Source organism: Nonomuraea composti (assembly GCF_012034275.1).
Classification (GTDB): Bacteria; Actinomycetota; Actinomycetes; order Streptosporangiales; family Streptosporangiaceae; genus Nonomuraea; species Nonomuraea composti.
This window is the reverse complement of sequence record NZ_JAATEP010000015.1, coordinates 1-23,429: the sequence shown is the minus strand read 5'-3', so window position 1 is coordinate 23,429 and position 23,429 is coordinate 1. Positions and strand designations below refer to the sequence as shown.

17 protein-coding genes are annotated in these 23,429 nt (G+C 71.5%); 10 read left to right on the top strand and 7 right to left on the bottom strand.

Features of this window, described 5'->3' with window-relative positions:
• The first annotated feature begins 194 nt into the window (after nucleotides 1-194).
• Genes HCN51_RS21920 through HCN51_RS21905 form a run of 4 tightly spaced genes read left to right on the top strand, consistent with a single transcriptional unit; the run spans nucleotide 195 to nucleotide 5,805 of the window.
• A complete protein-coding gene (locus HCN51_RS21920) occupies nucleotides 195-632 on the top strand; it encodes a hypothetical protein (protein ID WP_080042522.1) in 438 nt (145 codons plus the stop codon).
• Nucleotides 629-2,128: a glycosyltransferase family 2 protein gene (locus HCN51_RS21915; protein WP_168011373.1), complete on the top strand. Its 1,500-nt coding sequence runs from the start codon at nucleotides 629-631 to the stop codon at nucleotides 2,126-2,128. The genes HCN51_RS21920 and HCN51_RS21915 overlap by 4 nt, the downstream gene beginning before the upstream one ends.
• Nucleotides 2,125-4,068 carry a glycosyltransferase gene (locus HCN51_RS21910; protein ID WP_168011372.1) on the top strand — a complete coding sequence of 648 codons (1,944 nt, stop codon included), beginning with the start codon at nucleotides 2,125-2,127 and terminating at the stop codon, nucleotides 4,066-4,068. Before HCN51_RS21915 ends, HCN51_RS21910 begins: the two co-directional genes overlap by 4 nt.
• Before the next feature lie 60 nt (nucleotides 4,069-4,128).
• A complete protein-coding gene (locus HCN51_RS21905) occupies nucleotides 4,129-5,805 on the top strand; it encodes a glycosyltransferase family 2 protein (RefSeq protein WP_168011371.1) in 1,677 nt (558 codons plus the stop codon).
• On the opposite strand, the gene HCN51_RS21900 is transcribed toward HCN51_RS21905, so the two are convergent.
• From HCN51_RS21900 to HCN51_RS21885, 4 genes are all read right to left on the bottom strand, one after another.
• Nucleotides 5,802-7,097 carry a homoserine dehydrogenase gene (locus HCN51_RS21900; protein WP_168011370.1) on the bottom strand — a complete coding sequence of 432 codons (1,296 nt, stop codon included), beginning with the start codon at nucleotides 7,095-7,097 and terminating at the stop codon, nucleotides 5,802-5,804. The two genes, HCN51_RS21905 and HCN51_RS21900, sit on opposite strands and share 4 nt — an antisense overlap.
• On the bottom strand, nucleotides 7,094-8,476 hold the full coding sequence (gene lysA / locus HCN51_RS21895; protein ID WP_168011369.1) for a diaminopimelate decarboxylase: 1,383 nt from the start codon (nucleotides 8,474-8,476) through the stop codon (nucleotides 7,094-7,096). Before lysA ends, HCN51_RS21900 begins: the two co-directional genes overlap by 4 nt.
• Before the next feature lie 126 nt (nucleotides 8,477-8,602).
• Nucleotides 8,603-9,211, bottom strand: a complete 609-nt coding sequence (locus tag HCN51_RS21890) for a DALR anticodon-binding domain-containing protein (protein WP_168011368.1) — start codon at nucleotides 9,209-9,211, stop codon at nucleotides 8,603-8,605.
• A 10-nt stretch (nucleotides 9,212-9,221) separates the two neighbouring features.
• A complete protein-coding gene (locus tag HCN51_RS21885; protein ID WP_240973115.1) occupies nucleotides 9,222-11,036 on the bottom strand; it encodes a hypothetical protein in 1,815 nt (604 codons plus the stop codon).
• A gap of 107 nt (nucleotides 11,037-11,143) precedes the next feature.
• Here HCN51_RS21885 and HCN51_RS21880 point away from each other — a divergent pair, with 107 nt between their 5' ends.
• Nucleotides 11,144-12,781: an asparagine synthetase B family protein gene (locus tag HCN51_RS21880; protein ID WP_168011367.1), complete on the top strand. Its 1,638-nt coding sequence runs from the start codon at nucleotides 11,144-11,146 to the stop codon at nucleotides 12,779-12,781.
• Nucleotides 12,782-13,045: 264 nt separating this feature from the next.
• Nucleotides 13,046-14,758 (top strand): maltose alpha-D-glucosyltransferase, encoded by a 1,713-nt coding sequence (treS, locus tag HCN51_RS21875; protein ID WP_080047201.1) that lies wholly within the window; start codon nucleotides 13,046-13,048, stop codon nucleotides 14,756-14,758.
• Here treS and HCN51_RS21870 read toward each other — a convergent pair.
• Genes HCN51_RS21870 through HCN51_RS21860 form a run of 3 tightly spaced genes read right to left on the bottom strand, consistent with a single transcriptional unit; the run spans nucleotide 14,745 to nucleotide 18,240 of the window.
• Complete coding sequence (locus HCN51_RS21870) at nucleotides 14,745-17,012, bottom strand: ABC transporter permease (RefSeq protein ID WP_168011366.1); 2,268 nt, start codon at nucleotides 17,010-17,012, stop codon at nucleotides 14,745-14,747. The genes treS and HCN51_RS21870 overlap by 14 nt on opposite strands.
• A complete protein-coding gene (locus HCN51_RS21865) occupies nucleotides 17,009-17,737 on the bottom strand; it encodes an ABC transporter ATP-binding protein (RefSeq protein ID WP_080042531.1) in 729 nt (242 codons plus the stop codon). Before HCN51_RS21865 ends, HCN51_RS21870 begins: the two co-directional genes overlap by 4 nt.
• Nucleotides 17,734-18,240: a PadR family transcriptional regulator gene (locus tag HCN51_RS21860; protein WP_080042532.1), complete on the bottom strand. Its 507-nt coding sequence runs from the start codon at nucleotides 18,238-18,240 to the stop codon at nucleotides 17,734-17,736. The genes HCN51_RS21865 and HCN51_RS21860 overlap by 4 nt, the downstream gene beginning before the upstream one ends.
• 130 nt (nucleotides 18,241-18,370) lie before the next feature.
• Here HCN51_RS21860 and HCN51_RS21855 point away from each other — a divergent pair, with 130 nt between their 5' ends.
• The 4 genes from HCN51_RS21855 to HCN51_RS21840 are packed head-to-tail and all read left to right on the top strand — an operon-like array spanning nucleotide 18,371 to nucleotide 23,254.
• Entirely contained in the window at nucleotides 18,371-19,618 is a 1,248-nt protein-coding gene (locus HCN51_RS21855) for an ABC transporter substrate-binding protein (RefSeq protein WP_346433738.1), read from the top strand.
• Nucleotides 19,619-19,625: 7 nt separating this feature from the next.
• Complete coding sequence (locus HCN51_RS21850; protein ID WP_168011365.1) at nucleotides 19,626-20,954, top strand: ABC transporter substrate-binding protein; 1,329 nt, start codon at nucleotides 19,626-19,628, stop codon at nucleotides 20,952-20,954.
• Between the two features lie 12 nt (nucleotides 20,955-20,966).
• Nucleotides 20,967-22,346 (top strand): ABC transporter permease, encoded by a 1,380-nt coding sequence (locus HCN51_RS21845; protein ID WP_080042534.1) that lies wholly within the window; start codon nucleotides 20,967-20,969, stop codon nucleotides 22,344-22,346.
• Entirely contained in the window at nucleotides 22,343-23,254 is a 912-nt protein-coding gene (locus tag HCN51_RS21840) for a carbohydrate ABC transporter permease (RefSeq protein WP_080042535.1), read from the top strand. The genes HCN51_RS21845 and HCN51_RS21840 overlap by 4 nt, the downstream gene beginning before the upstream one ends.
• Nucleotides 23,255-23,429 lie beyond the last annotated feature (175 nt).

The following is a 23,429-nucleotide window of genomic DNA, read 5'->3' as shown; positions in this document are numbered from 1 at the left end:
TTTACTGGCGAGTAGACGCGCATGCCAGATTCGGCAGGAGAGGTGATGCAGGTCCTGAGGCTGATGATTGGCTGGGAACCTTTGAGAACTTATGGCACGGTGGTGTCCCATGTTGATTAAGGTGTCAATACTCCCCTGATGTCCGTGAAGCCTCCGATGTCCTGCATGTTGTGACCCACGAAAGGTAAGCGCGGATGCTCTCGCCCCGCCGACTGGCGACGACCGCCGCACCCCTCGCAGCGCTGGCCCTCGGCGTGCTGGCGCTTCTCGTACTCGCCGACCTGATCACGCTCGGCGCCGCCGCGGCCGCCACGGCGTTCATGATCTCGCTGGCCGCGCTCGCCCTGCTCCTCCTCACCGTGCGCCGCATCGACGGCAAGGCCCACCGCATCGACCTGCGGATCAAGAAGCACGAGGCCGAGCTGGCCAGGACCACCGCCGCGCTGAAGACCATCGAGACCAGGCTCGACGTGCTCGTGCAGGCCGTCGAGGACTCCGCCGCACGGCGCGCCGACGACCTCGGCGCCATCCTGGCCTCGCTCGGCGAGGACCGCGTCAACGCCATGGCCCGCGCCCGCGAGGTGGAGGAGCTGCGCGAGGAGGTCAGAGCACTGGCGAAGGGCCGCGTATGACCCGGATCAGGCACAACGACTACGGCGTGCTGCGCCCGCCCGAGCCCGGCACGTGGCGGCCCAGCCTGAAGGTGTCGGTCGTCATCCCCGCCCGCGACTGCCAGGAAGCGCTCGAACGCACGGTGCCGGCGCTCGCCCGGCAGACGTATCCGGCCGAACTCGTCGAGGTGATCGTCGCCGACGACGGCAGCGAGCCGCCGCTGCACGTCCCTGAGGCGCGGGTCGTCCGGGTGGGCGACGGGTGGGGGCGCGGCGCGGCCCGGCAGGCCGGGCAGCTCGCGGCCACCGGCGACGTGATCCACTGGCTGGACTCCGACATGATCCTCGCCGACGACCACATCGAGGCGCACATGCGCTGGCATCACCTCATCGACTACGCGGTGGTGATCGGCGAGACGAGGTTCGTGGACGCGCCGGGCGAGGAGGGCGTCCAGAGCGCGTACACCAGGAAGATCCTCGATTCCACCGACCGGCTCAGGAACGCGGGCAGCAGCCCCTACCTGCTGCACACCGGCGCCTCCTCCTCCGTCCGCACGGACCTGCTGCGCGCGGCGGGCGGCGTGAACGCCGCCCTGAACATGGCCGAGGACACCGAGCTCGGCTACCGGCTGGCCCAGGCCGGCGCCGTCTTCATCCCCGACGCCGACGCCAGGGCGTGGCACGTCGGGCCCTCCACCGTGATGCTGCGCGAGAAGGAGGTGCACCGGCACAACTGGTCCTACCTGGGCGACCACCTTCCGGATCTGCGCTGGCTGCGCTCGCATCCGCGCCGCCACTGGCTGGTGCCGTACGTGCGGGTCGCGGTGAGCGCCACCACGTACGAGGAGACGCGCGCCGGCGTGGACTCGGCGCTGGCCGGCACGCTCTCCGACGCGGCGGTCACCCTCGTCGGCCCCTGGGGCAAGCTGACCGGCGAGCGGCGCTCGAACCTCGACGACCCCCTCCTCGACCTGCGGCTCCTGCACAACCTGTACGCGCACGAGCCGCGCGTCGAGTTCGCGGAGAGCGCACCCGGCTCCGCCGCGCCCGCGCCCTTCCTGCTCACGCTGCCCGCCGGATGGGTGCTCGGCGCCGGCACGCTCGCCGGGCTCGTCCGGCACGCCGAGCGCGACCTGCTCGGCCTGGTCAGCGTCGCGCTCGCGGAGGGCCCCGACGGGGTCGTGGCCGCCCGGCTGGAGCGCACGGCCGCCTTCGCCCGCGCCGCGCTCTTCCCCGGCGCGGCCGACGACCTGGTGGACGAGATGTTCGGGTCCGAGTGGGTCAGCGGCACCGAGCACGGCATCGTGCCCGCCTCGGAGGCCGAGCCGCTGGGCGGGGATCCCAAGTGGCGGGCGCTGGCCGGGGAGCGGCTGGCCGAGATCAGGAAGCTGAAGGCCGAGGTGGAGCGGCTGTCCGCCGAGGTCGAACGGCTCAGCGAGGCACCCGGTGAGCCCGTCGAGCGGGAGCCGCGCGGGCCGCTGAACTCGATCATGCGGCATTTCAGGAGCGCCGGATGATCGAGCGGTTGCTGGCGGAGCTGCCCGGCGCCCGGGTGTTCCTCGCCGGAATCGACTTCGGGAACCCCGTGAGCGGCCGGGACGGCGCCGTGGACCTCGACCGGCACCTGCTGGAGCCGCCCGCCGAGCCGGAGCGCGTCCAGGACGTGCTCGTGCTCGCCAGGACCCCCGCCGACGTGCGCAGGGTCGCCACCCTGCACAAGCTGCTGCCGCAGGCCGAGAGGGTGGTCGTCGCCGTGCTCGACACGCCGCCCGCGCACCCCGCGCCCGTCCCCACGCCCACCCCCGCGCACCGGTGGCGGGCGCTCGCGGACCTGCGGGTGTACCAGCCGAAGAGCAGGGTCTGGGTGGTGGACGCGCGTTTCTCCGCCGCCACGCCCGCCGGCCGTACGGTGACGGCCGTGGCCAGGGCGTTCGCCGGGCACCGCCTCGACGTGATCGCGGCCCCGGCGGCGGCGATCGCGGGCGTCGGCGCGGCCGACTGGCGGCCGGGCGATCCGAACGCGACGCCCGCCGAGGTGAGCGGGCCCGTCCCGGAGCGGGTGGGCGCCCCCGGCGGCGACGTGGTGCTGCGCACGATCACGGCGGACGCCCTGGCCCCCTCGGGTGACGCCGCCACCACCTCAAAGACCGGGGAGCGCGGCTGGGCCGGCGGCGAGACGCCCGTCGAGCGGCCCGCGCTGGAAGCTGTGAGCTGGGAACGGCTCGGCCGGCCCGGCATGGCGGACTCCCCGCTCGCCGACCCCGATGTGCTCGCCGAGCCGTCCATGATCCCGCCCGTGGACGAACGGCTGGTCAACCCCCAGGGCTTCGTCACCACGCCGTCGCGCGGCACGGCGTCCCTGGAGGAGCGTGACGGGCGCTGGTCGGTGGTGCTGGACGGCAAGGTCGTCACGTCGTTCGCCGAGTCCGGCGGCGTCACCGACGCCGACGTGGCCAGGCTGCGCCAGATCAGGGGCGTCGAGGTGGACTGGCGGCACGCGCACAGCGGCCCGCTGGCCGCCGTGCGGGTGCTGGCCGGGCTGAGCGCCGCCGGGGTGCCGCTGGTGGCGCGGGCGGTGCCGCGCTGGGCGGGCGCGCTCGGCGACGAGCTCGTGAACCTGCTCACCCGCGCCCCCGACCTGTCGGACGACCTGCGGCGCGAGGAGCACAGCATCCGCCTGCGCCGCGCCGCGCTGCGTACCCACGGCGTGGCCGCCCGCTGGGAGCAGCTCGGCGCGCCCGCGCCCGCTCCCCCGCTCACGTCGGTGCTGCTGGCCACCCGCCGAACGGACATGGTGGCGTTCGCGCTCGGCCAGATCGCCCGCCAGCGCGGCGCCCCGCTGGAGGTGATCCTCGCCCTGCACGGCGTGCCCCAGGGACATCCGGACGTGGCCGCCGCCATCGCCGCCTTCGACGGGCCACTGACCGTCTTCGAGGCCGACCGGCGGGCCGTGTTCGGCGAGGTGCTGAACCTGGCCGCCGCCAGGGCCTCCGGGTCGTTCCTGCTGAAGATGGACGACGACGACTGGTACGGGCCCGACTTCCTCGCCGACCTGCTGCTCGCGCACTCCTACTCGGGGGCGCAGGTCGTCGGCACGGTGCCCGAGTTCGTCTACCTGTCCTCCATCGACGTCACCGTGCACCGGCAGCAGGTCACCGAGCAGATCACCAGCTTCGTGGCCGGCGGGACGATCCTCGTCGAGCGGTCGGCGTTCCAGGCGGTGGGCGGGTTCAGGCCGCTGCCGCGCTCGGTGGACACGCAGTTCCAGGAGGCGCTCCAGGCCGCCGGCGGGCAGATCTACCGCACGCACGGGCTCGGGTACATCCTGCGCCGAGGCCCCGCCGCCCACCACACCTGGCAGGAGCCCATCGGGACGTTCCTGCAGCGCAACCGGCGCCAGTGGCGCGGCTTCCGCCCCAACGCCCTGATGTCCCTCGACGGAAGCCCCCTCCCGTGATGCCCGCCCTCGACGGAAGCCTGTCCCCATGACCTCCGCTCCCGACGGAAGCCCGCTTCCATGACGCCGCCGATTCCTCGCATCCCGCACAACGACTACGGCGTGCTGACCCCGCCCGCGCTCGGCGCCTGGGAGCCCACCCTCACCGTCACCGTCGTCATCCCCGCCCACGACCGCCAGGAGACGCTGAACCTCACGCTCGCCGCCCTCTCGGCGCAGAGCTACCCCGAGCACCTGCTGGACGTCATCGTCGTGGACGACGGCAGCGCCACGCCGCTCCACCTGCCCGGCCTCGCCCCCGCCAGGACCAAGCTCATCTCCAGCCCGCCCGGCGGCTGGGGGCGGGCCTGGGCGGTGCAGGCGGGCATCGACGCCGCCACGGGCGAGGTCGTGCTCGTGCTGGACGCCGACATGGTGCCGCACCGCCGCCACGTCGAGGCCCAGCTCCGCTGGCACCACCTCGCCCCGTACGTGGTGGCGCTGGGCTGGATCGACTTCACCGACGGCCCGCTCCCCACGCCCGAGCAGGTCGCCGACGCCCTCGCGGCGGGCACGGAGGAGCGGCTCTTCCCCCTGTCGCCGCACCGCCACGACTGGGCCGAGCAGATCATCCGCGACCACGACGGCCTGCGCACCGCGCCCAGCTCCCTCGCGACCAGGATCCACGTGGGGGCCACCGTGTCGTACCCGGCCGCGCTGCTGCGCTCGGCCGGCGGCATGGACACGTCCCTGGTGCTGGCCGAGGACACCGAGCTGGGCTACCGGCTCACGCAGGCGGGCGCCGTGTACGTCCCCGACCCCGAGTCGAGGGCCTGGCACGTCGGGCTGCCCACGGCCATGCGCGACCATCGCGCGCTGAAGCGGTACAACGACCCCTACGTCGCCGACCGCGTCCCGTACCGGCGCTACCTCCGTACGGACACGGGCCGGCAGTGGCTGGTGCCCTACGTGGAGGTGACGGTCGAGGCGGCAGGTCCCTATGAGGACGTACGGGCCACGGTGGACACCCTCCTGGCCGGCTCGCTCCCCGACGTCCGCGTCACCGTCACCGGCCCGTGGGACCTGCTCACCCCCGGCCGCCGCTCCCCCCTCACCGACCCGCACCTCGACCTGCGCCTCGTCCACGCCACCTTCGCCCACGACCCCCGCGTGCACTTCCACCCGCCCGCCACCGGCACCGCCCCGTTCCGCCTGCGGGTCCCTCCCGGCTGGGTCGTGGCGAGGGACACGGTGGAGCGCCTGGTGGCCCACATGGAGGAGCACGACCTGGGCTCGCTCTGCGTCGCCCTGGAGGAGACGGAGGCAGGCGTCACGACCGCCCGCCTCGACCGCACCGCCGCCCTGTCCCGCGCCACCCTGGTCGCCACGCCGGGCGAGCACCTGGACGACCTCGTGGACGCCCTGTTCGGCCTGGAATGGGTGGACGGCGAAACCTGGGGCTTCAACCGCCGCCCCGCCGTCTATCCGCCCCGCAGGCGCCCGCCGTCGGAGCTGGCGGCGGCCACGGCCCGGCACGAGAAGGAGCTCGCCCTCTACCGCAAACGCGTGGCCGCCTTGAGAGCCGAGCTGGCCCAGACCCGCAAGGAGGCCGCCAAGAACGGCCGCGACGCGGCCCGCTGGCGCGAGAAGGCGGAGGCATGGCGCCGCGAAGCGGTACGGCTGACCAGGGAACGCAACCGCACGGTGCTCAGACGCGCCGTCCGCCGCGTCCGCAACCTCGCCTTCCCCACCGACTAGCCCTGCTCGTCGCCCTCCACCCGCATCACGCTGGCCACCGCACGGACGATGTCGAGCTCGCGCAGGCCCGCCATCGTCGCCGACAGGGCCGCGTCGGTGGCGCGGTGGGTGACGATGACGAGCTGGGCGTCGTCGCCGCGGCCCTCCTGGCGGACCGTCTGGATCGACACGTCGTGCTTGGCGAACAGCTCCGCCACCTGGGCCAGCACGCCGGGCTTGTCGGCGACGTCGAGGGCCACGTGGCAGCGGGTGACGGTCTCGCCCATCGGGTGCACGGCCAGGTCGGCGTACGTGGACTCCTCGGGGCCGCGGGTGCCCGCGAGGCGGTTGCGGCCGACGGCCACCAGGTCGCCGAGGACGGCCGAGGCGGTGGGGGCGCCGCCGGCGCCCTTGCCGTAGAACATGAGCTGGCCGGCCGACTCCGCCTCGACGAAGACCGCGTTGTACGCCTCGCGCACCCCCGCCAGCGGGTGGGAGCGCGGGATCATGGCCGGGTGCACGCGCACGCCGAACGAGCGGCCGTCGTCGGAGCGGGCGCAGATGGCCAGCAGCTTGATGACGTAGCCCATGGCCTTGGCGGAGGCGACGTCGGTGGCGGTGATCTCGGTGATGCCCTCGCGGTGCACCTCGTCGGCGCGTACGCGGCTGTGGAAGGCGAGCCCGGCCAGGATGGCGGCCTTGGCGGCGGCGTCGAAGCCCTCGACGTCGGCGGTGGGGTCGGCCTCGGCGTAGCCGAGCGTCTGGGCCTCTTCGAGGGCGTCGGTGAAGGAGGCGCCCGTGGAGTCCATCTTGTCAAGGATGTAGTTGGTGGTGCCGTTGACGATGCCGAGCACGCGCTTGACGCGGTCGCCGGCCAGCGACTCGCGCAGGGGGCGCAGCAGCGGGATGGCGCCGGCCACGCTGGCCTCGAAGTAGAGGTCGCCGTTGCCGGTGCGGGCGGCCTCGTGCAGGGTGGAGCCGTCTTCGGCCAGCAGCGCCTTGTTGGCGGTGACCACCGACTTGCCCCTGGACAGGGCGGCGAGGATCAGCGAGCGGGCCGGCTCGATGCCGCCGATGACCTCGATGACGATGTCGACGTCGTCGCGGGTGACGAGCGCCTCGGCGTCGGTGGTGAGCAGGGCGGGGTCGACGTCGATGTCGCGCTTGCGGCCGAGGCGGCGCACGGCGACGCCCGCGAGTTCGAGCGGCGCGCCGACGCGGGCGGCCAGGTCGTCGGCCTGCTCGTGCAGGAGCCTGATGACCTGGGAGCCGACGACCCCGCAGCCCAGCAGAGCCACTTTCAGCGGTTTCACAGCTGCCCCCTCAACAGGTCGTCTTCGGTCTCGCCCCGCACGATCACCCGCGAGGAGCCGCCGGAGACGGCGACGACGGCGGGCTTGGGCAGGTAGTTGTAGTTGCTGGCCAGCGATCGGCAGTAGGCGCCGGTCGCGGACACGGCGATCAGGTCACCGGGGACGAGGTCGGCGGGCAGGTGGAGGTCGCGCACGATGATGTCGCCGCTCTCGCAGTGCTTGCCGACCAGGCGGCTGAGCATGGGCTCGGCGTCGCTGGCGCGGCTGGCGAGCACGGCGGTGTACTCGGCGCCGTAGAGCGCGGTGCGCACGTTGTCGCTCATGCCGCCGTTGACGCTCACGTACGTGCGCAGCCCCTCGACGTCCTTGATCGTGCCGACCTCGTAGAGGGTGATGCCGCCGGGGCCGACGATGGTGCGGCCGGGCTCCACGGTCAGGCGGGGCACGGGCAGGCCGGCGTCGACGCACACCTTGGTGACGATCTCGCGCAGGCTGTCGGCCAGCTCCTTGATGTCGGGGGCCTCGTCGCCCTCGACGTAGGCGATGCCGTAGCCGCCGCCGAGGTCGAGCTCGGGCAGCACGACGCCGTGCTCGTCCTTGATCTGCACGAGCAGCGAGGTCAGGCGCCGCGCGGCGACCTCGAACCCGGCGGTGTCGACGATCTGGGAGCCGATGTGCGAGTGCAGCCCGACGAGCTCGAGCTGCGGCAGGGCGAGGATGCGGCGGACGGCCTCGGCCGCGGCCCCGGTGTTGAGCGACAGGCCGAACTTCTGGTCGTCGTGCGCGGTCGCGATGAACTCGTGGGTGTGGGCCTCGACGCCGGTGGTGACCCTGATCATCACCTTGGGCCGCTTGCCGTGCTGCTCGGCGAGGTAGCCGAGCCGGGCGATCTCGTCGAAGGAGTCGACCACGATGTGCCCGACGCCGGCCTCGAGCGCCTTGGTGAGCTCGGCGACGGACTTGTTGTTGCCGTGCATGGTGATGCGCTCGGCGGGGAAGCCGACGCTGAGCGCGACGGCGAGCTCGCCGCTGCTGGCGACGTCGAGGCCGAGGCCCTCGGCCTGGAGCCAGCGCACGATCTCCTTGCACAGGAACGCCTTGCCGGCGTAGTGGACTTCGGAGCCGGCGAACGCGGTGGCGTAGTCGCGCATGCGCGAGCGCACGTCGTCCTCGTCGATGACGTAGAGGGGCGTGCCGTGCTCGCGCGCGAGGTCGCGCACGTCCACGCCGCCGACCGTGAGCGTGCCATCGGTCCGGGTCGACGTTCGGGGCCAGATCGCGGGGTTGATCCGGTTGAGGTCGGCGGGCGGGAGCGGCGGGCGCTCCTGGGGCAGCATCTCAGCGTGCCGGTCCCCGGCAGGATGGGCGAATCGACTCACCCGATCGAGGCTATCGGAAGCGCAAGTACGCCATGACCCTGTGACCACGTATCGAGACGCGATCAAGGCCCAGAAGGGATATTTTTACGATTTTTCGCCGTTTAGCCGGATATTTTCTGCGACCTCTCAGATCCGATCCGGCCCCGGCAGCACCTTCCGCACCACGTCCGCCACCCGCACCCGCGCCGCGTGCACCGGCCCCGGCTCCTCGTCCCCCACCGGCACGGCGGGCGCCCGCTCGTGCGCGTCGTGATAGGCGAGCGCGAGCCGCAGGAGATAACCCTCCCACCCCGGCTCCCTGCTGACCAGCCGCCCGGGCAGCTCAGCCAGCACCCGCAGCACCCACCGGTGCGGTGGGTCCGGCGGCGCCCCGCCGCCCGCCGGCACGCCGAGCCGCGCCGCCCACCGCAGCACGGCGCAGGCCCGCGCGTGCCCGTACCGCACCACGAAGCCGGGGTTGTCCCAGGTACGCGGGAAGTCCGGCCAGCCCGGCTCGAACGGCACCGGCGCGGGCTCCATGTCCAGGTACGGCTCGCTCAGCACGATCCGCAGGAACCCCTTCCCCCGGACCTTCACGGCCGCCACCCCGCCGAGCCCGCGCACCCGGGCGGCGAGCTCATCAGGAGGCAGGCGGCGGCGCAGAGCGGCGGCCGAGACGTACACGATCTCGCGCTCCCACGTGCCCTCGGGCACGGGCGGCTCCCCCAGCACCCCGGCCAGCTCCCCCGGCGTCATGGGGACGACCCTAGATGAGCGCGTGCGGCTCCGCCGAACCGTACTCGACCAGGTGCGCGGCCCCCAGGAGCCAGCGGTCCTCGTCGCGCACCCGCACGTAGCCGAACCGGTCGGCCGAGAAGACCTTGATCCCGTCCGTGCGGCACTGCCGCATCAGGACCTCGTCCCAGCCCTCGGTGAGGTCGGCGAAGCCCAGCTCGCGCAGCGCGTTGCGGCGGGCCAGCAGGGTGCCACCGGTGATCTCCGGCAGGTACGTGTACTCGGCCTCCGGCTGCTTGAGCAGCGTCGCCTGGGGCTTGCGCAGGTGGGCGTAGAAGGCGGCCTTGCCGACGATGTCGGCCGTGCTGAACAGGAACGCCCGCCGCAGGTCCGACAGGTAGTGGGGGCCGTAGACGTCGCGCGGGTCCATGACCGCGACGAGGTCGGCCTCGCACAGGTCGATGCCCGCGTTCAGCATCGCGCCCTCGGTCATCGCCGCGTGCGGGCGGCGGTAAATGACCTCCACGTCCGGCAGCACGTCGCGGGCCCGCAGCTCCGCCTCGGGCGGGCCGATGACGATGAGCTGGTCGACCCCCGACTGCTTGGCGACCTGGGCCAGCGCGTGCTCCATCAGGTACGGGTCGAGCACGGGCAGCAGCACGGAGGTGTTCAGGGTCGGCCGGGCACTGGGCAGGCCGATGGCATCGAGCAGCTCGTCGATGCGCTCGCTCATCGTGCCCATCGCGTACGCCCGCCGCAGCGCCACGTGCGCCCGCCGGTCGTCGGCCTCGGTGCCGATCGGCGTGCCGCAGGCGGCGATCTCGGCCAGCCGCCACTGCGGGGTGCCCGGCGGGCAGTCGGCGGCGGCGGGCCAGCGATAGGAGGTCAGGACGTCGGGGTACGACAGGTGCTCCGGCAGGAGCTGGTCGAGCGTGAGCACCCGGTCGATGCGGCCCCCCGCCAGCGGCAGCGGGTTGTGCACGCGGGGCTGCACGCCGAACTGGAGCCGGGGCCAGGCCACGGTGAGGTCGGCGGTGAAGCGGTGCTCGAACAGGTCGGCCGCGGCCGCGTACGCCGACACGTCGCCCTTGGTGTGCCAGAACACGGTGCGGATGCCGCGCTCGGCGCACCAGGCCAGCAGCGCCTTGAGGCCCTCGCCCGGCTCGCCGGTGATCTCCTCGGCCCACGGGCCCTGCGTGACGGACTCGACGACCAGCAGGTGCGGCACCTCCAGCGGCAGCACCCGGGCGAAGTCGCGGGGCGTGAAGCCGGTCGTCTGCCGCCACTCGTAGCGCAGCAGCGCCTCGGCGTGCGGGTCGGCGATCACGGCGGCCGTCAGGTGCGGGCGGGTGTTCGGGCCGGTCGGCACGCGGAACGGCTTGAGCTTGAACGAGGCGCCGTTGAGCGTCCTGGTGTTGCTGGTGGCCTGGAAGGCGGCTCCCGGGCGCTCGTCCTTGGGCTTGGCGGTGCCGGCGATCGGCTTGCGCTTGGGGGCGGTGGGGCGCTTGACGGGCTTGGCGGCGCCCTTGAGGCCCCTGGCGAGGCGGACCGGGTTGCTCTTGCCGCTCTTGATGGCGTCGCCGAGGCGGCTCCAGCGGGCGACCTTCATCGACGAGAGCTTCCACTGCGCCACCTCGGCCTGGAAGCGCTGCTCGGCCAGCTCCCTGCGCAGCTTGTCGGAGGTGGCCTGCTCGGCGGCGAGCAGCCGCTCGGTCTCGCTGAGCTGCTCGGCCAGCGCCTTGGCCGCCTCGGCGCTCTCCTGCGCCGCGGCCAGCTCGGCCTGGGCGGCGTCCAGCAGCCTGGCCAGCTCGGCGGCCCGCTCGGCCTGCGCGATCGCATCACGCAACGCCCGACGCGTGCTCTCCAGCTCGATAGACAAATCCGGACCTCCGCTCTCCTAGCCCGCCAAAGGATACTCTTTGGCGAGAAGCGTCTCGAAGGGATTGAGATCCGGTGCAGTTCAACGTGCGGCCCTACGTCTGCGGCGCTCTAGGCCGGATCGACACCGCCGTCCTCGGCAAGCTGATGGCGGCGGGCCCCAAGGTGCGGCCCGCCCTCCAGTCGGGCGACGCGGCCCTGTTCAGCTCCACGCCGCTGCCGCCCTACCACCGGGCGGGCGACACGTACGCCTTCGCCTGGGGCGAGCGCGGCCCGAAGGCGGCCGAGGACGAGTGGATCACGGTCGCGGAGACGTACGAGACTCCGGGGCTGATCGGCGACGGGCGGAAGGTGACGTTGCACACGGGCGCGCTGGGCCTGGTGGACGTCTACTACGTCCGGCTGGGCGAGGCGGTCTACTTCTCGTCCCTGATCCAGCCGCTGCTCAGCCTCGTGCCCGTGCGGATCGACTGGTCGGCGTGGGCCTCGATACTCCAGGTGACGTTCCCGCTGGGCGAGGCGACGCCGTACACGGAGGTCAAGAGGCTGCCGGGGGCGAGCGCGCTGACGTTCGAGCACGGCCGGCTGGCGACCGAGCGGCGGCTGCCGCGCTGGCTGCGGACGGAGCCGTACGAGAAGTGGATCAGCCCTCAGGAGATCGTGGAGCTGCTGCACGGCGTCTACGAGGGGTACGCGGGGCGCGACCTGCTGGTGCCGGTCAGCGGCGGCTACGACTCGCGGCTGCTGGCGAGCGTGGCCGTGGCGACCGGGTTCGACGTGGAGTCGTGGACGACGAGCCCCGACGACGGCACCGACACCGACATCGCCTTCGCCCGCGCGATCACGCGGGAGCTGGGCATCCCGCACCGGGTGATCACGCAGGACGCCGCCGACTATCCGGCCGACGCGATGGAGGTGGCGCGCCGGCTGGAGTACCTGACGCCGCACCACGCCTGGTACGCGCCCTTCGCCAAGGAGGTGCACGGCGCGGGCCGGATCCTGGTCGACGGGCTGGCGGGCGGGCCGCTGCTGAAGAACTTCATGGTCAGCGGGGCTGCGCTGGAGGCCACGACGCAGGCGGAGCGGTCGGCGGCCGTGCTGGCCTCGCTGTCGCTGGGGCAGCCGACGCAGCCGTTCCTGTCGAAGAAGGCGGCGCAGTGGATGGAGGAGACGGTGCGCGAGCAGTTCGAGGCGGCGACCTCGATGCTGCACGGGCACCGGGCGGAGCTGCCGCTGTCGGTGCTGCACACGAGGACGGTGCGGGGCATCGCGCGCTCGGCGGTGAACCTGGTGGGCCCGGAGGCGTCGTTCGCGGCGCCGTTCATCCACCCCGACTTCTTCGACGCGGCGCTGTCGGTCGGCGTGGCGCGCAAGGACAAGGGCCGCTTCTACCGCGAGGTGCTGTACGCGGCCAATCCGCGGGTGGCCGCTCTGCCCTCGACGAACGTGATCAAGCAGCCGCTCAGGCGGGTGCCGCTGCGCTCGACGGCCGCTCCGGCGCGCGGCTATGCGCACCGGATGCTGGAGGTTTTGGTCAACCGGATGCCGAGCCTGCTGTCGGATGAGCTGCACGAGGTGGTGGCGGGCGGGCCCGACGCGCTGACCAGGTTCAACGGCTGGAACGATCGATTCTGGGTGCGCGGTCTGGTGCTGTTGGGCCTGTGGCTGAGCGACTTCGAGAACGACCTCTCCGACCTGGCCACACCTTTTTAGTGAACTCTGGGTAACAGGGCGATTACATCCCGATCTCGCGGGTATTACACGTCGCACAGCAGAAGCGGGTTCCGGAAAGCCAACGGGCTGGTAGTGTTCGGCCCGTAAGCGCCGCACAAACGGGCACCAGATCACAAATCCGGTCCCGTTCGAGGGCAGTGGAGTTCGCAGGGATGACGACTCCACGCGGCGCGGTCACCAGATAACAACGCCGGGGCAACCGGTGACTTCGTCCTGCCCACATCTCTTCCTGTGAGCGACATCATGATCAACGCATCCCCATTGCCGGAGCCGATCTCCGAGGCCTTCGTCTCGGAGGACCCAGCCTGGTACAAGCGGGCGGTGTTCTACGAGGTTCTCGTCCGGGGGTTCAAGGACTCCAACGGGGACGGCACCGGCGACCTGCGCGGCCTCATCGAGAAGCTGGGCTATCTCGAGTGGCTGGGCGTGGACTGCCTGTGGCTGCTGCCCTTGTACGAGTCGCCGCTGCGCGACGGCGGATACGACATCTCGGACTACATGAAGATCCTCCCTGACTTCGGGGACCTGGGGGACTTCGTGGCGCTGATCGAGAAGGCCCATGAGAAGGGCCTGCGGATCATCACCGACCTCGTGATGAACCACACCAGTGACCGGCACCCCTGGTTCCAGGCGTCCCGTCACGACCCCGAGGGGCCGTACGGCGACTTCTACGTGTGGTCCGACCATCCCGGCGGCTACCCCGACGCGCCGATCATCTTCATCGGCGCCGAGGAGTCCAACTGGACCTACGACCCGGTGCGCAAGCAGTACTACTGGCACCGCTTCTTCCACCACCAGCCGGACCTGAACTATGACAACCCGGCGGTGCAGGAGGCCATGCTGGAGGTGCTGCGCTTCTGGCTGGACCTCGGCATCGACGGCTTCCGCCTCGACGCGGTGCCGTACCTGTTCGAGCGTGAGGGCACCGCGTGCGCCGGGCTCCCCGAGACGCACGCGTACCTGAAGAAGATCCGCGCGGAGGTCGACCGCCTCTACCCCGACCGGGTGCTGCTGGCCGAGGCCAACGGCTGGCCCGAGGACGTGGTGGAGTACTTCGGCGACCCGACCACGGGCGGCGACGAGTGCCACATGGCCTTCCACTTCCCGCTCATGCCGCGCATCTACATGGCGGTCAAGAAGGAGACCAGGGAGCCGATCTCCGAGATCATGTCCCGCACGCCCAAGCTGCCGGAGAACGCGCAGTGGGGCATCTTCCTGCGTAACCACGACGAGCTCACGCTCGAGACGGTGACCGAGGAAGAGCGCGACTACATGCACAAGGAGTACGCCAAGGACCCGCGCATGCGGGCCTACCTGGGCATCCGCCGCCGCCTGGCCCCGCTGCTCGACAACGACCGCGACCGGATCGAGCTGTTCACCGCGCTGCTGCTGTCGCTGCCGGGCTCGCCGATCATCTACTACGGCGACGAGATCGGCATGGGCGACAACATCTGGCTGGAGGACCGCGACTCGGTCCGCACGCCGATGCAGTGGAGCCCCGACCGCAACGCCGGGTTCTCCTCGGCCGACCCCGGCCGGCTCTACCTGCCCGCGGTCATGGACCCGATCTACGGCTACCAGGCGGTCAACGTGGAGGCCCAGCAGCGGCACGAGGGGTCGCTGCTGCACTTCACCCGCAAGATGCTGGAGATCCGCCGCCGGCACCCGGTGTTCGGCGTGGGCGCCTACACGGAGATGTGGTCGTCGAACCCGTCCGTGCTCACGTACGTGCGCGAGGACGGCGACGACATCATGCTGTGCGTCAACAACCTGTCGAAGTTCCCGCAGCCGGTGGAGCTGGACCTGCGGCGCTTCGAGGGCATGACGCCGGTCGAGGCCAGGGGCGGCGTGCCGTTCCCGCCGATCGGGGAGCTGCCCTACCTGCTCACCCTGCCGGGGCACGGCTTCTACTGGTTCGCGCTGAAGAAGCCCGAGGCCGACTTCAGCGAGAGGTGACCGGCACCTGGGCACGGGCCGCGCGGCGCGCCGGGATGAGCGCGACCGCGAGGGCCGTGCCCACGGCGACCAGCACCGCCACCACCAGCGTCAGGGGCGACGGCGCGCGGCCGATGCCCGCGCCGACGCCGCTGGTGTGACCCTGCCAGTCGATGAGCCCGGTGACGACCGAGACCCCCGCCGCGGCGCCCACGCCGACGCCCAGCACGACGAGCAGCCCCGTGCCGGTCACGAGCGTGGCCATGACCTGGCGCGGGGTCAGCCCCATGGCCTTGAGCACGGCCAGGTCGAAGGCGTGGTCGCGCAGGCCCAGGGCGCTGGCGGTGAGCAGGTTGGCCAGGCCGATCAGGGCCAGCACGGCGATCAGCGCCACGATCACCACCCGGATGACCGACAGCCGGTCGGCCGGGTTGACCGCGGCCTGCACGTCGAGGCCCTCCTGGGAGCTCGCCAGCAGCCGGCCGCGCACCTCCTGCGGGTCCGCGCCCGGCTTGAGCGCCAGCGCGTAGTACTCCGGCGGCACCGCGTCCTTGGCGGCCAGGCTGTCGAGCCCCACCGAGAGCACTTCGCCGTCCTGCTCGGGCTCGACGGTGCGGCCGACGATCCTGACGATCAGCGGGGTGCCGCCCACGGTGAGCCGCACCCGGTCGCCGATCTTGAGGCCGAGCAGGTCGAGCAATCCCTGCCCGGCGACCGCCTCGCCCTGGCGGGCGTACATGCGGCCCTCGGCCACAGGGAACGGGTAGGGGCTCGTGGAGCTGCCGATGGCGCGCACCCGCACCGAGCGGGCCTCGCCCGGCGCCAGCGCGTTCACGTCGGTGCCCGGGTAGACCTCGGCGACGTCCTTGTCCTGCGAGGCCAGGCGCTCGGCGACGGCCGGCTCCTCCTTGCCGGGCTTGACGTACAGGGCCGCGTGCTGGCCCACCTGCTCGGGGTGGGCCAGGAAGTTGTCGAGGGTGGCCCACACGCCGAGCCCGATCGTGATCATCATCATCGGCACGGCCAGCCCGAACGCCGTCAGGAACGCCGGGACCCGCCGCGTGAAGGCGTCGCGGGTGCCGAGGACGAGGGCGGGCGGCAGGCGGACGAGCAGGGCCAGGCGGGCCAGCCGGGACAGGTGGCCCCGGGGCGGCGCGGCGGGCGCGGCCGGGATCGGCGGCGTGCGGCCGCCCCGCCAGGCGGGCACGCCGACGGCGGCCAGCACCACCAGGGCCGTGCCCCCGACGATGGCCAGCACGGGCACGGGCGCCACGGAGGCGGCACCGAGCATCGCCGCCATCACGCCCCAGCCGGCGAGCGTGCCGATGGCCACGCCGAGCAGGCCGAGCGCGCCGTGCTCGGCCAGGAGCAGCAGCGCGAGCTGGCCCCTGGTGAAGCCCATGGACTTGAGCGTGGCCAGGTCGCGGAGCTGGCCGAGCACCCGGCCGCCGGCGGCGTTGGCCAGCGCGAGCGCGGCGGCCACCAGCCCGACCACGCCGAACAGCGCGAGCAGCGTGCCCAGCAGCCGGTTGTCCAGCTCCATGGCGGCCCTGACCTCGCGCCAGGTGTAGACGCGCTGCAGGCGGTCTTCGAGCAGCACGACCGCGCGCTGCGAGACGACCTGCGAGGCCTCGGGGTCGGCCAGGCGCAGCCCGGTGACCCACTCGCTGCGGCCCAGCATGGGCTCGACCCGGTCGAGCATGAGGGGCAGCACGTAGGCCAGGCCCGGCGTCCACTCGGGGTAGAAGCCCTGGTCGGCGGAGTCGGCGATGCCGCGCACGTACAGCGTGTGGCGCTCGCCGTTGATCGTGATGATGGTGAACGGCGCGCCGATGCGCAGCCCCAGCGAGCGGGCGAACGAGCGCTCGACCACCACCCCGTCGGGCTGCGACGGGTCGAGCCACCGGCCCTCGGCCACCACCGGGTGCGCCACCGCCGGCGGAGTGGCGGGCATGGCGCGCAGCGAGGCCGGCTCCTTCTTGCCGTTCTGGGCCACGGTGACGGGCGCGGAGCGGTAGGGGCCGGCGGTCTGCGTCACGCCGTCGATGCCGCCCAGCGGCACCTGGGGGCTGTCCTTGGTGTAGATCCAGACGTGGGCGCCGTCGGTCTGGGCCGACAGGCTGCGCCACGGGTTGGTGCTGTCCTCGAGGAGGGTGGCGGCGGTGATCAGCGCGGCCACGATGCCGGCCACGGCCAGCACGGTCAGCACCGCCTGCCCGGTCCTGGCCCGCAGGTCGGCCCTGATCCACCGGCCACCGGCCAGGAGCGTGCTCATCGGAGGTCGATCACCTCGCCGGCCGTCCGCGTGCGGCGGCGGGCGATGCGGCCGTCGTCCACGATCTCCCCGTCGAACAGCGACACCAGCCGGTCGGCCAGGCTCGCCACGCGGGCGTCGTGGGTGACCATGACGATGGTCTGGCCCTGCTTGTGCACCTCGCTCAGCAGGCGCAGCACGTCGCGCGTGTTGCGGCTGTCGAGGTTGCCGGTGGGCTCGTCGGCCAGCAGCAGGCTGGGCTCGTTGGCCAGTGCCCTGGCCAGCGCGACCCGCTGCTGCTCGCCGCCGGAGAGCTGGGCGGGCGCGGCGTCGGCGCGGTCGGTCAGGTTGAGAGCGGCCAGCAGGCTCTCGCGGCGCTCGCGGGCCACCTTGGGCGAGGCGCCGGCCAGCAGGGCGGGCAGCTCGACGTTGTCGCCCACCGTCATGTTGGCGACCAGGTTGAAGAACTGGAAGACGAAGCCGATCTTCTTGCGCCGCAGCAGCGCCCACGCGCTCTCGGAGAGCGTGTCGACGCGCTTGCCGTCGAGCCAGATCTCGCCGCTGGTGCGCGCGTCGAGGCCGCCCAGCATGTGGACGAGCGTGGACTTGCCCGAGCCCGACGGGCCCATGATCGCCACGAACTCCCCCGGCTCGACCTGGAGGTCCACCCCGCGCACGGCGGGAACGGGCACCGCGCCATCCTGGTAGATTTTGACCAGATTGACCGTTTTCACAACCGGGCTCATGCCAGATCCTCCTGGCAGCGTTCGAGCCAGTCAAGATCTGCCTGCAGATGCAACATGGCCCCTTCGATGAGCAGCATCGCCACCCGATCGGTCGGCGCGGTGCTGCTGAGCAGGTCGTTCAGGTCGCTCATGAGCGAAAGATAGTGGCGGCGCTGCCGGCTGATCAGCGCCATCCGGTCGGCGATGCCGGTGAGCGGGGCGAGCACGAGCTTCATGAAGAACTCGTCGCGCACCCTCGGGCCCTCGGTCGGCTCGTCGACCCAGGCTTCGAGCGACTCGCGGCCCTTCGCGGTCAGATAGTAGACCTTCTTGTTGGGCCGGTTGGACTGCTCGACGTCGACCGCCCGCACGAGGCCGTCCTTCTCCAGCCGCCCCAGCGTCACGTAGATCTGCCCGATGTTGGGCGAGGGATAAGCGCTGCCGAAGGTCTGCTCGAGCGCCTGTTTCAGCTCGTAGCCGTGGGCAGGCTCTTTCGCCAGGAGCGCCAGCAGGTGAGGCCGCACCGCTCTCCCTCCTCGCTCTGTTACGTACGCGTTACAGAGCAATCCGTTGACCTACAGATTACCGCTGTGCATAACATGAATGCATCTACCTAACACGTATGTAAAAAGACCTGAACACGGAGGAAACAGGGTGTTCCGCCTGCTGCCGATGCTTCTGGCCGTGACCCTGGCGGCCGGCTGCTCGGCGGCGGGCGACGAGGGCGGCGGCGAGACGGGGACGGGCGGAACAGGCCCGATCACCTTCGCCACCGGACGCGACACCACGGCGTACCTGCAACCCCTGCTGGATCGCTGGAACCAGGCCCACCCGGCCGAGAAGGTGACGCTGCTGGAGCTGCCCGAGGCCGCCGACGAGCAACGCGCGCAGATCGCGGCCAACCTGCAGGCCCAGAGCAGCCGGTACGACGTGCTGGGGCTCGACGTGGTGTGGACTGCCGAATTCGCGGAGAACGGCTGGATCATCCCCCTGGAGCGCGGGTTGTTCCCGCTCGACAGGTTCCTGCCGCCCGTCGTGGAGACGGCCGTCTACAAGGACAAGCTCTGGGCCGTTCCGTACACGAGCAACGCCGGGCTGCTCTACTACCGGAAAGACCTGGTCAAGAAGCCGCCCAGGACGTGGGCCGAACTTCGCGACCAATCACGCGAAATCACGAAAAAGCACGACATAGGAGGGTATGCGGGGCAGTTCCTGGCCTACGAGGGGCTCACGGTCAACTTCTCCGAGGCCGTGCAGTCGGCCGGCGGAGAGATCCTCAGCCGCGACGGCACCGAGGTGACCCTCGACCCGGCCAAGGGCGGGATCGCACTCGACTTCCTGCTCCAGGGGCTGCGCGAGGGGTGGATCCCGCAGGAGTCGCTGAGCTACAAGGAGGAGGAGACGCGCCTGGCCTTCCAGGAGGGCAGGCTGGCCTTCGCCCGCAACTGGCCGCACGCCTACGGGCCGGCCAGGGCCGAGCTGGGCGGCAAGCTGGGCGTGACCCGGCTGCCCGGCCTCGACGGCCCCGGCTCCAGCACGCTGGGCGGCGCCAACCTGGCCATCAGCGCCTTCTCCAAGCACCAGCACACCGCGCAGGAGTTCATCCGCTACTTCACGAGCCTGGAGAACGAGCGCCGGGTCCTCACCGAGGGCTCGTTCCCGCCCGTGTGGACCGAGCTCTACGACGACCCCGAGCTCATCAAGCGCTTCCCCTACCTGCCCGTGCTCAAGGAGAGCATCCTCGCCGCCCGCCCGCGGCCGGTGAGCGCGAACTACAACCAGCTGAGCCTGGTGATCGCCAGCTCGGTCGCCAAGGCGCTCGGCAACCCTTCCCCCGAGACCGCTGACGACGTCGCGGCCTCCATGAAGTCCGAACTCGAAGAGATCATCAGAACCCAGTGAGGCAGCCATGCGAAAAGGCAGAGCAGCAGCGATCCTGGCCGGGCTCGCGGTAGCCGTCGCCGCCTGCGGCAACGCGCCGACGACGACCGCGCCCACGGCGTCGGGCTCGGCGTCGGCGAGCGGCGGCGGCGGCTCCAAGCCGCTCCAGGGCGTCAAGCTCGAGGTGGCCGCGAAGTGGACCGGCGCCGAGCAGAAGAACTTCGAGCAGGTGCTCAAGGCCTTCACCGAGAAGACCGGCGCGGAGGTCACCTACGCCTCCACCGGCGAGGACACCGGCGCCTACCTCGGCCCGCGCATCCAGGGCAAGAACCCGCCGGACGTCGCGATCCTGCCGCAGCCGGGCCTGGTGCAGCAGTACGTCGAGCAGAACGCGCTCAAGCCGCTGACCCCCGAGGTGGTCAAGGAGGTCGACACCAACTACACGCCGTACTGGAAGGAGCTCGGCTCCGTCGACGGCAAGGTGTACGGCGTGCTGGTCAAGGCCGCGCACAAGTCGCTGGTCTGGTACCGGTCGCAGGCGTTCGAGGACGCGGGCGTGCAGCCGCCCACCAACTGGGACGAGCTGGTCAAGGCCGCGCAGACCGTCGCCGACTCCGGCACCCCGCCGTTCTCGTTCTGCGGCGCCTCCGGCTGGACGCTGACCGACCTGTTCGAGAACGTCTACCTGTCCACCGCGGGCCCGGAGAACTACGACAAGCTCTCCAAGCACGAGATCCCGTGGACCGACCCGACCGTGGGCGCGGCCCTGGAGAAGATCGCGCAGATCGCCGGCAAGGCCGACTACCTGGTCGACGGCACCTCCGGCACCATGCAGACCGACTTCCCCACCTGCGTGACCAAGGTCTACGGCACCGACAAGGCCGCCATGGTGATCGAGGCCGACTTCGTGGCCGTCGAGGCCGTGAACGCCGGCGCCAAGGTCGGCGAGGAGGCCAAGTACTTCCCGTTCCCGAAGGCCGGTGACACCACCCCGGTCGTGCTGGGCGGCGACGTGGCCGTGGCCATGAAGGACTCCCCCGGCGCGATGGCGCTGGTGCAGTTCCTGGCCTCCAAGGAGGGCGGCGAGGTCTGGGCCAAGCTGCCCGGCTACCTGTCGCCGAACAAGAACGTCTCGCCCGACAACTACCCGGACGAGCTGACCAAGCAGCTCGGCCAGACGATCGTCTCCGCCGGCGACGCCGTCCGCTACGACATGTCGGACCTGGCCCCGAGCGCGTTCGGCGCGACCGACGGCAAGGGCGAGTGGAAGGTGCTGCAGGACTTCCTGCGCAACCCGAGCGACGTCAAGGGCACCCAGGAGGCGCTCGAAGCAGAGGCCAAGAAGGCCTGGAAGTAAAGAGGTAAGGCCGTGACCGAACGGTTGAACGGCCGGCAGGACCCGCCCGCGGCCAGCTCCGCGGGCGGCACCTCCACCGGACCGGCTGAAACCCCCCGCACCAGAAAACGCCTCGGCCCCTCGCCGGCGGTCGCCATCGCCTTCCTCCTCCCCGCGGCCCTGCTGCTGGGGATCTGGGTGGTCTATCCGATCGTCTACTCCTTCGTCCGCAGCCTCTTCGGAGCACAGAACTTCTCCGAGTTCGTGGGGCTCGGCAACTACATCTCGATCTTCACCGACCCGGGCACGCTGACCACGATCCGCAACAACCTGATCTGGGTCATCGTCGCGCCGATCATCGTCACCACGCTCGGCCTGATCTTCGCGGTGCTGACCGAGCGCATCAAGTGGGCGACGGCGTTCAAGCTGATCGTGTTCATGCCGATGGCGGTCTCGCTCATGGCGGCCGGCGTCATCTTCCGCCTCGTCTACGAGCAGAGCCCGGACAAGGGCCTGGCCAACGCGGTGCTCACCACCGTGGCCGACACGTTCTCCTCCTCCCAGGGCTACCCGGCGGCCCGGCCGCGCGAGGGCGACCAGTCGCCGGTCGCGGCCCAGGACGGCGGGGTCGTCACCAAGCAGCCGGTCCAGGCCGGGCAGCCGGTGCTGATCCCGATCGTCGGCGTCAAGCCGGAGGTCATGCCGTCCAACGCGCAGACCGCCAAGACGCCCGCGGGCGAGGGTCTGTCGGGAGTCGTCTGGTTCGACTTCACGCAGGGCGGCGGCGGCCGCAACGGCGCCGTGGACGGCGCCGAGAAGGGCCTGCCCGGCATGACCGTCGAGGCGGTGCAGAACGGGCAGGTGGCGGCCACCGCGACGACGGCCGAGGACGGCTCGTTCCGCTTCGAGGGCCTGGCGCCGGGCTCCTACACCGTACGGCTGCCGAAGTCGAACTTCGAGGCGTCGTACGGCGGCCTGCAGTGGCTGGGCCCGACGCTCATCACCCCCGCCATCATCGGCGCGTTCGTCTGGGTGTGGGCCGGGTTCGCCATGGTGCTGCTGGCGGCTGGGCTCGCGGCGATCCCGCGTGACGCCCTGGAGGCGGCCCGCATCGACGGCGCCACGGAGTGGCAGGTGTTCCGCAGGATCACCGTGCCGCTGCTGTCGCCGGTCCTGCTCGTCGTCTTCGTGACGATGATCATCAATACGCTGAAGGTGTTCGACCTGGTGTTCATCATCGCGCCGGCCTCGGTGCAGCCGCAGGCGAACGTGGTCGCGCTGGAGATGTGGCGCGTGTCGTTCGGCGGCGGGAACAACCAGGGACTGGGCAGCGCGCTGGCGATCTTCCTGCTCGTTCTGGTCCTTCCCTTCATGATCATGAACATCCGGCGGTTCAGGAGGGGAGAGTCATGACGACCGCGACAGCGGCGGCGCCGTCCGCGAAGCCGTCCGGGCTGGAGTCGGGAGCGCCGCGCAGAGGTCTGGTCAGCAGGATCGTCGACCGGATCGGCAGTGGCGCCGTCCAGGTGATCATGATCCTGCTGGGCCTGTTCTGGCTGGTGCCGACGCTGGGCCTGCTGGTCGTCTCGCTGCGGACGAACCAGGTCAACAGCGCCGAGGGCTGGTGGACGATCTTCACCAAGCCGGCCGAGCTGACCATCCAGAACTACGCGAACCTGCTCGGCAGCGGGTTCACCGCGTCCTTCTGGAACACGGTCCTGATCACGGTGCCGACCACGGTGCTGGTGATCGGCATCGCGGCCATGGCGGCGTACGCGTTCGCGTGGATGGACTTCCCCGGCCGCGACACCGCGTTCCTCGTGGTCGTCGGCCTGCTGATCGTGCCCATCCAGATCGCGCTGATCCCCATCGCCTCGTTCTACGGCGCCACGGGGATCTTCGGCAGCATCCCGGGCGTGGTGCTGTTCCACGTGGCGTTCGGCCTGCCGTTCGCGATCTTCCTGCTGCGCAACTTCTTCGTCGGCATCCCGGCCTCGCTGCTGGAGGCCGCGCGCATGGACGGGGCGCCGGAGTGGAAGATCTTCGTGTCGGTGGTGTTCCCGCTGGGCAAGCCCGCCATCGCCTCGCTGGGCATCTTCCAGTTCCTGTGGGTGTGGAACGACATGCTCATCGCGCTGGTCTTCGCCGACACCGGCAACCAGCCGATGACCAAGTACCTGCAGTCTCAGATGCGGCAGTTCGGGTCGAACACCGACATCCTCTCGTCGGGCGCCTTCATGTCGCTGATCATCCCGCTAATCCTGTTCTTCGCCTTCCAGCGGTACTTCGTGCAGGGCATGATGGCCGGCTCCGTGAAGTGAGGTAGGCGGCCTCTCGTGCGCGTTACGGCGGGCGCCCCCTCTCGGGGGGGGGCACCCGCCGTAACGCCCATTCGGGCATTTTCGATGCTTTTTCATGAAGCGTCTTCTCGCTCTCACCGCAGCAGCCTTCCTCGCGCTTCCGCTCACCCCCCCCCCCCCCCCCCCCGCGGGCCCC

Bases quoted from the DNA above. Each gene is read 5' to 3' on its own strand.
- HCN51_RS21870 (WP_168011366.1), bottom strand. From the start codon at position 17,012: ATGAGCACGCTCCTGGCCGGTGGCCGGTGGATCAGGGCCGACCTGCGG.
- HCN51_RS21890 (WP_168011368.1), bottom strand. From the start codon at position 9,211: ATGACGCCGGGGGAGCTGGCCGGGGTGCTGGGGGAGCCGCCCGTGCCC.
- HCN51_RS21915 (WP_168011373.1), top strand. From the start codon at position 629: ATGACCCGGATCAGGCACAACGACTACGGCGTGCTGCGCCCGCCCGAG.
- HCN51_RS21850 (WP_168011365.1), top strand. From the start codon at position 19,626: ATGCGAAAAGGCAGAGCAGCAGCGATCCTGGCCGGGCTCGCGGTAGCC.
- HCN51_RS21840 (WP_080042535.1), top strand. From the start codon at position 22,343: ATGACGACCGCGACAGCGGCGGCGCCGTCCGCGAAGCCGTCCGGGCTG.
- HCN51_RS21920 (WP_080042522.1), top strand. From the start codon at position 195: ATGCTCTCGCCCCGCCGACTGGCGACGACCGCCGCACCCCTCGCAGCG.
- HCN51_RS21910 (WP_168011372.1), top strand. From the start codon at position 2,125: ATGATCGAGCGGTTGCTGGCGGAGCTGCCCGGCGCCCGGGTGTTCCTC.
- HCN51_RS21905 (WP_168011371.1), top strand. From the start codon at position 4,129: ATGACGCCGCCGATTCCTCGCATCCCGCACAACGACTACGGCGTGCTG.
- treS (WP_080047201.1), top strand. From the start codon at position 13,046: ATGATCAACGCATCCCCATTGCCGGAGCCGATCTCCGAGGCCTTCGTC.
- HCN51_RS21865 (WP_080042531.1), bottom strand. From the start codon at position 17,737: ATGAGCCCGGTTGTGAAAACGGTCAATCTGGTCAAAATCTACCAGGAT.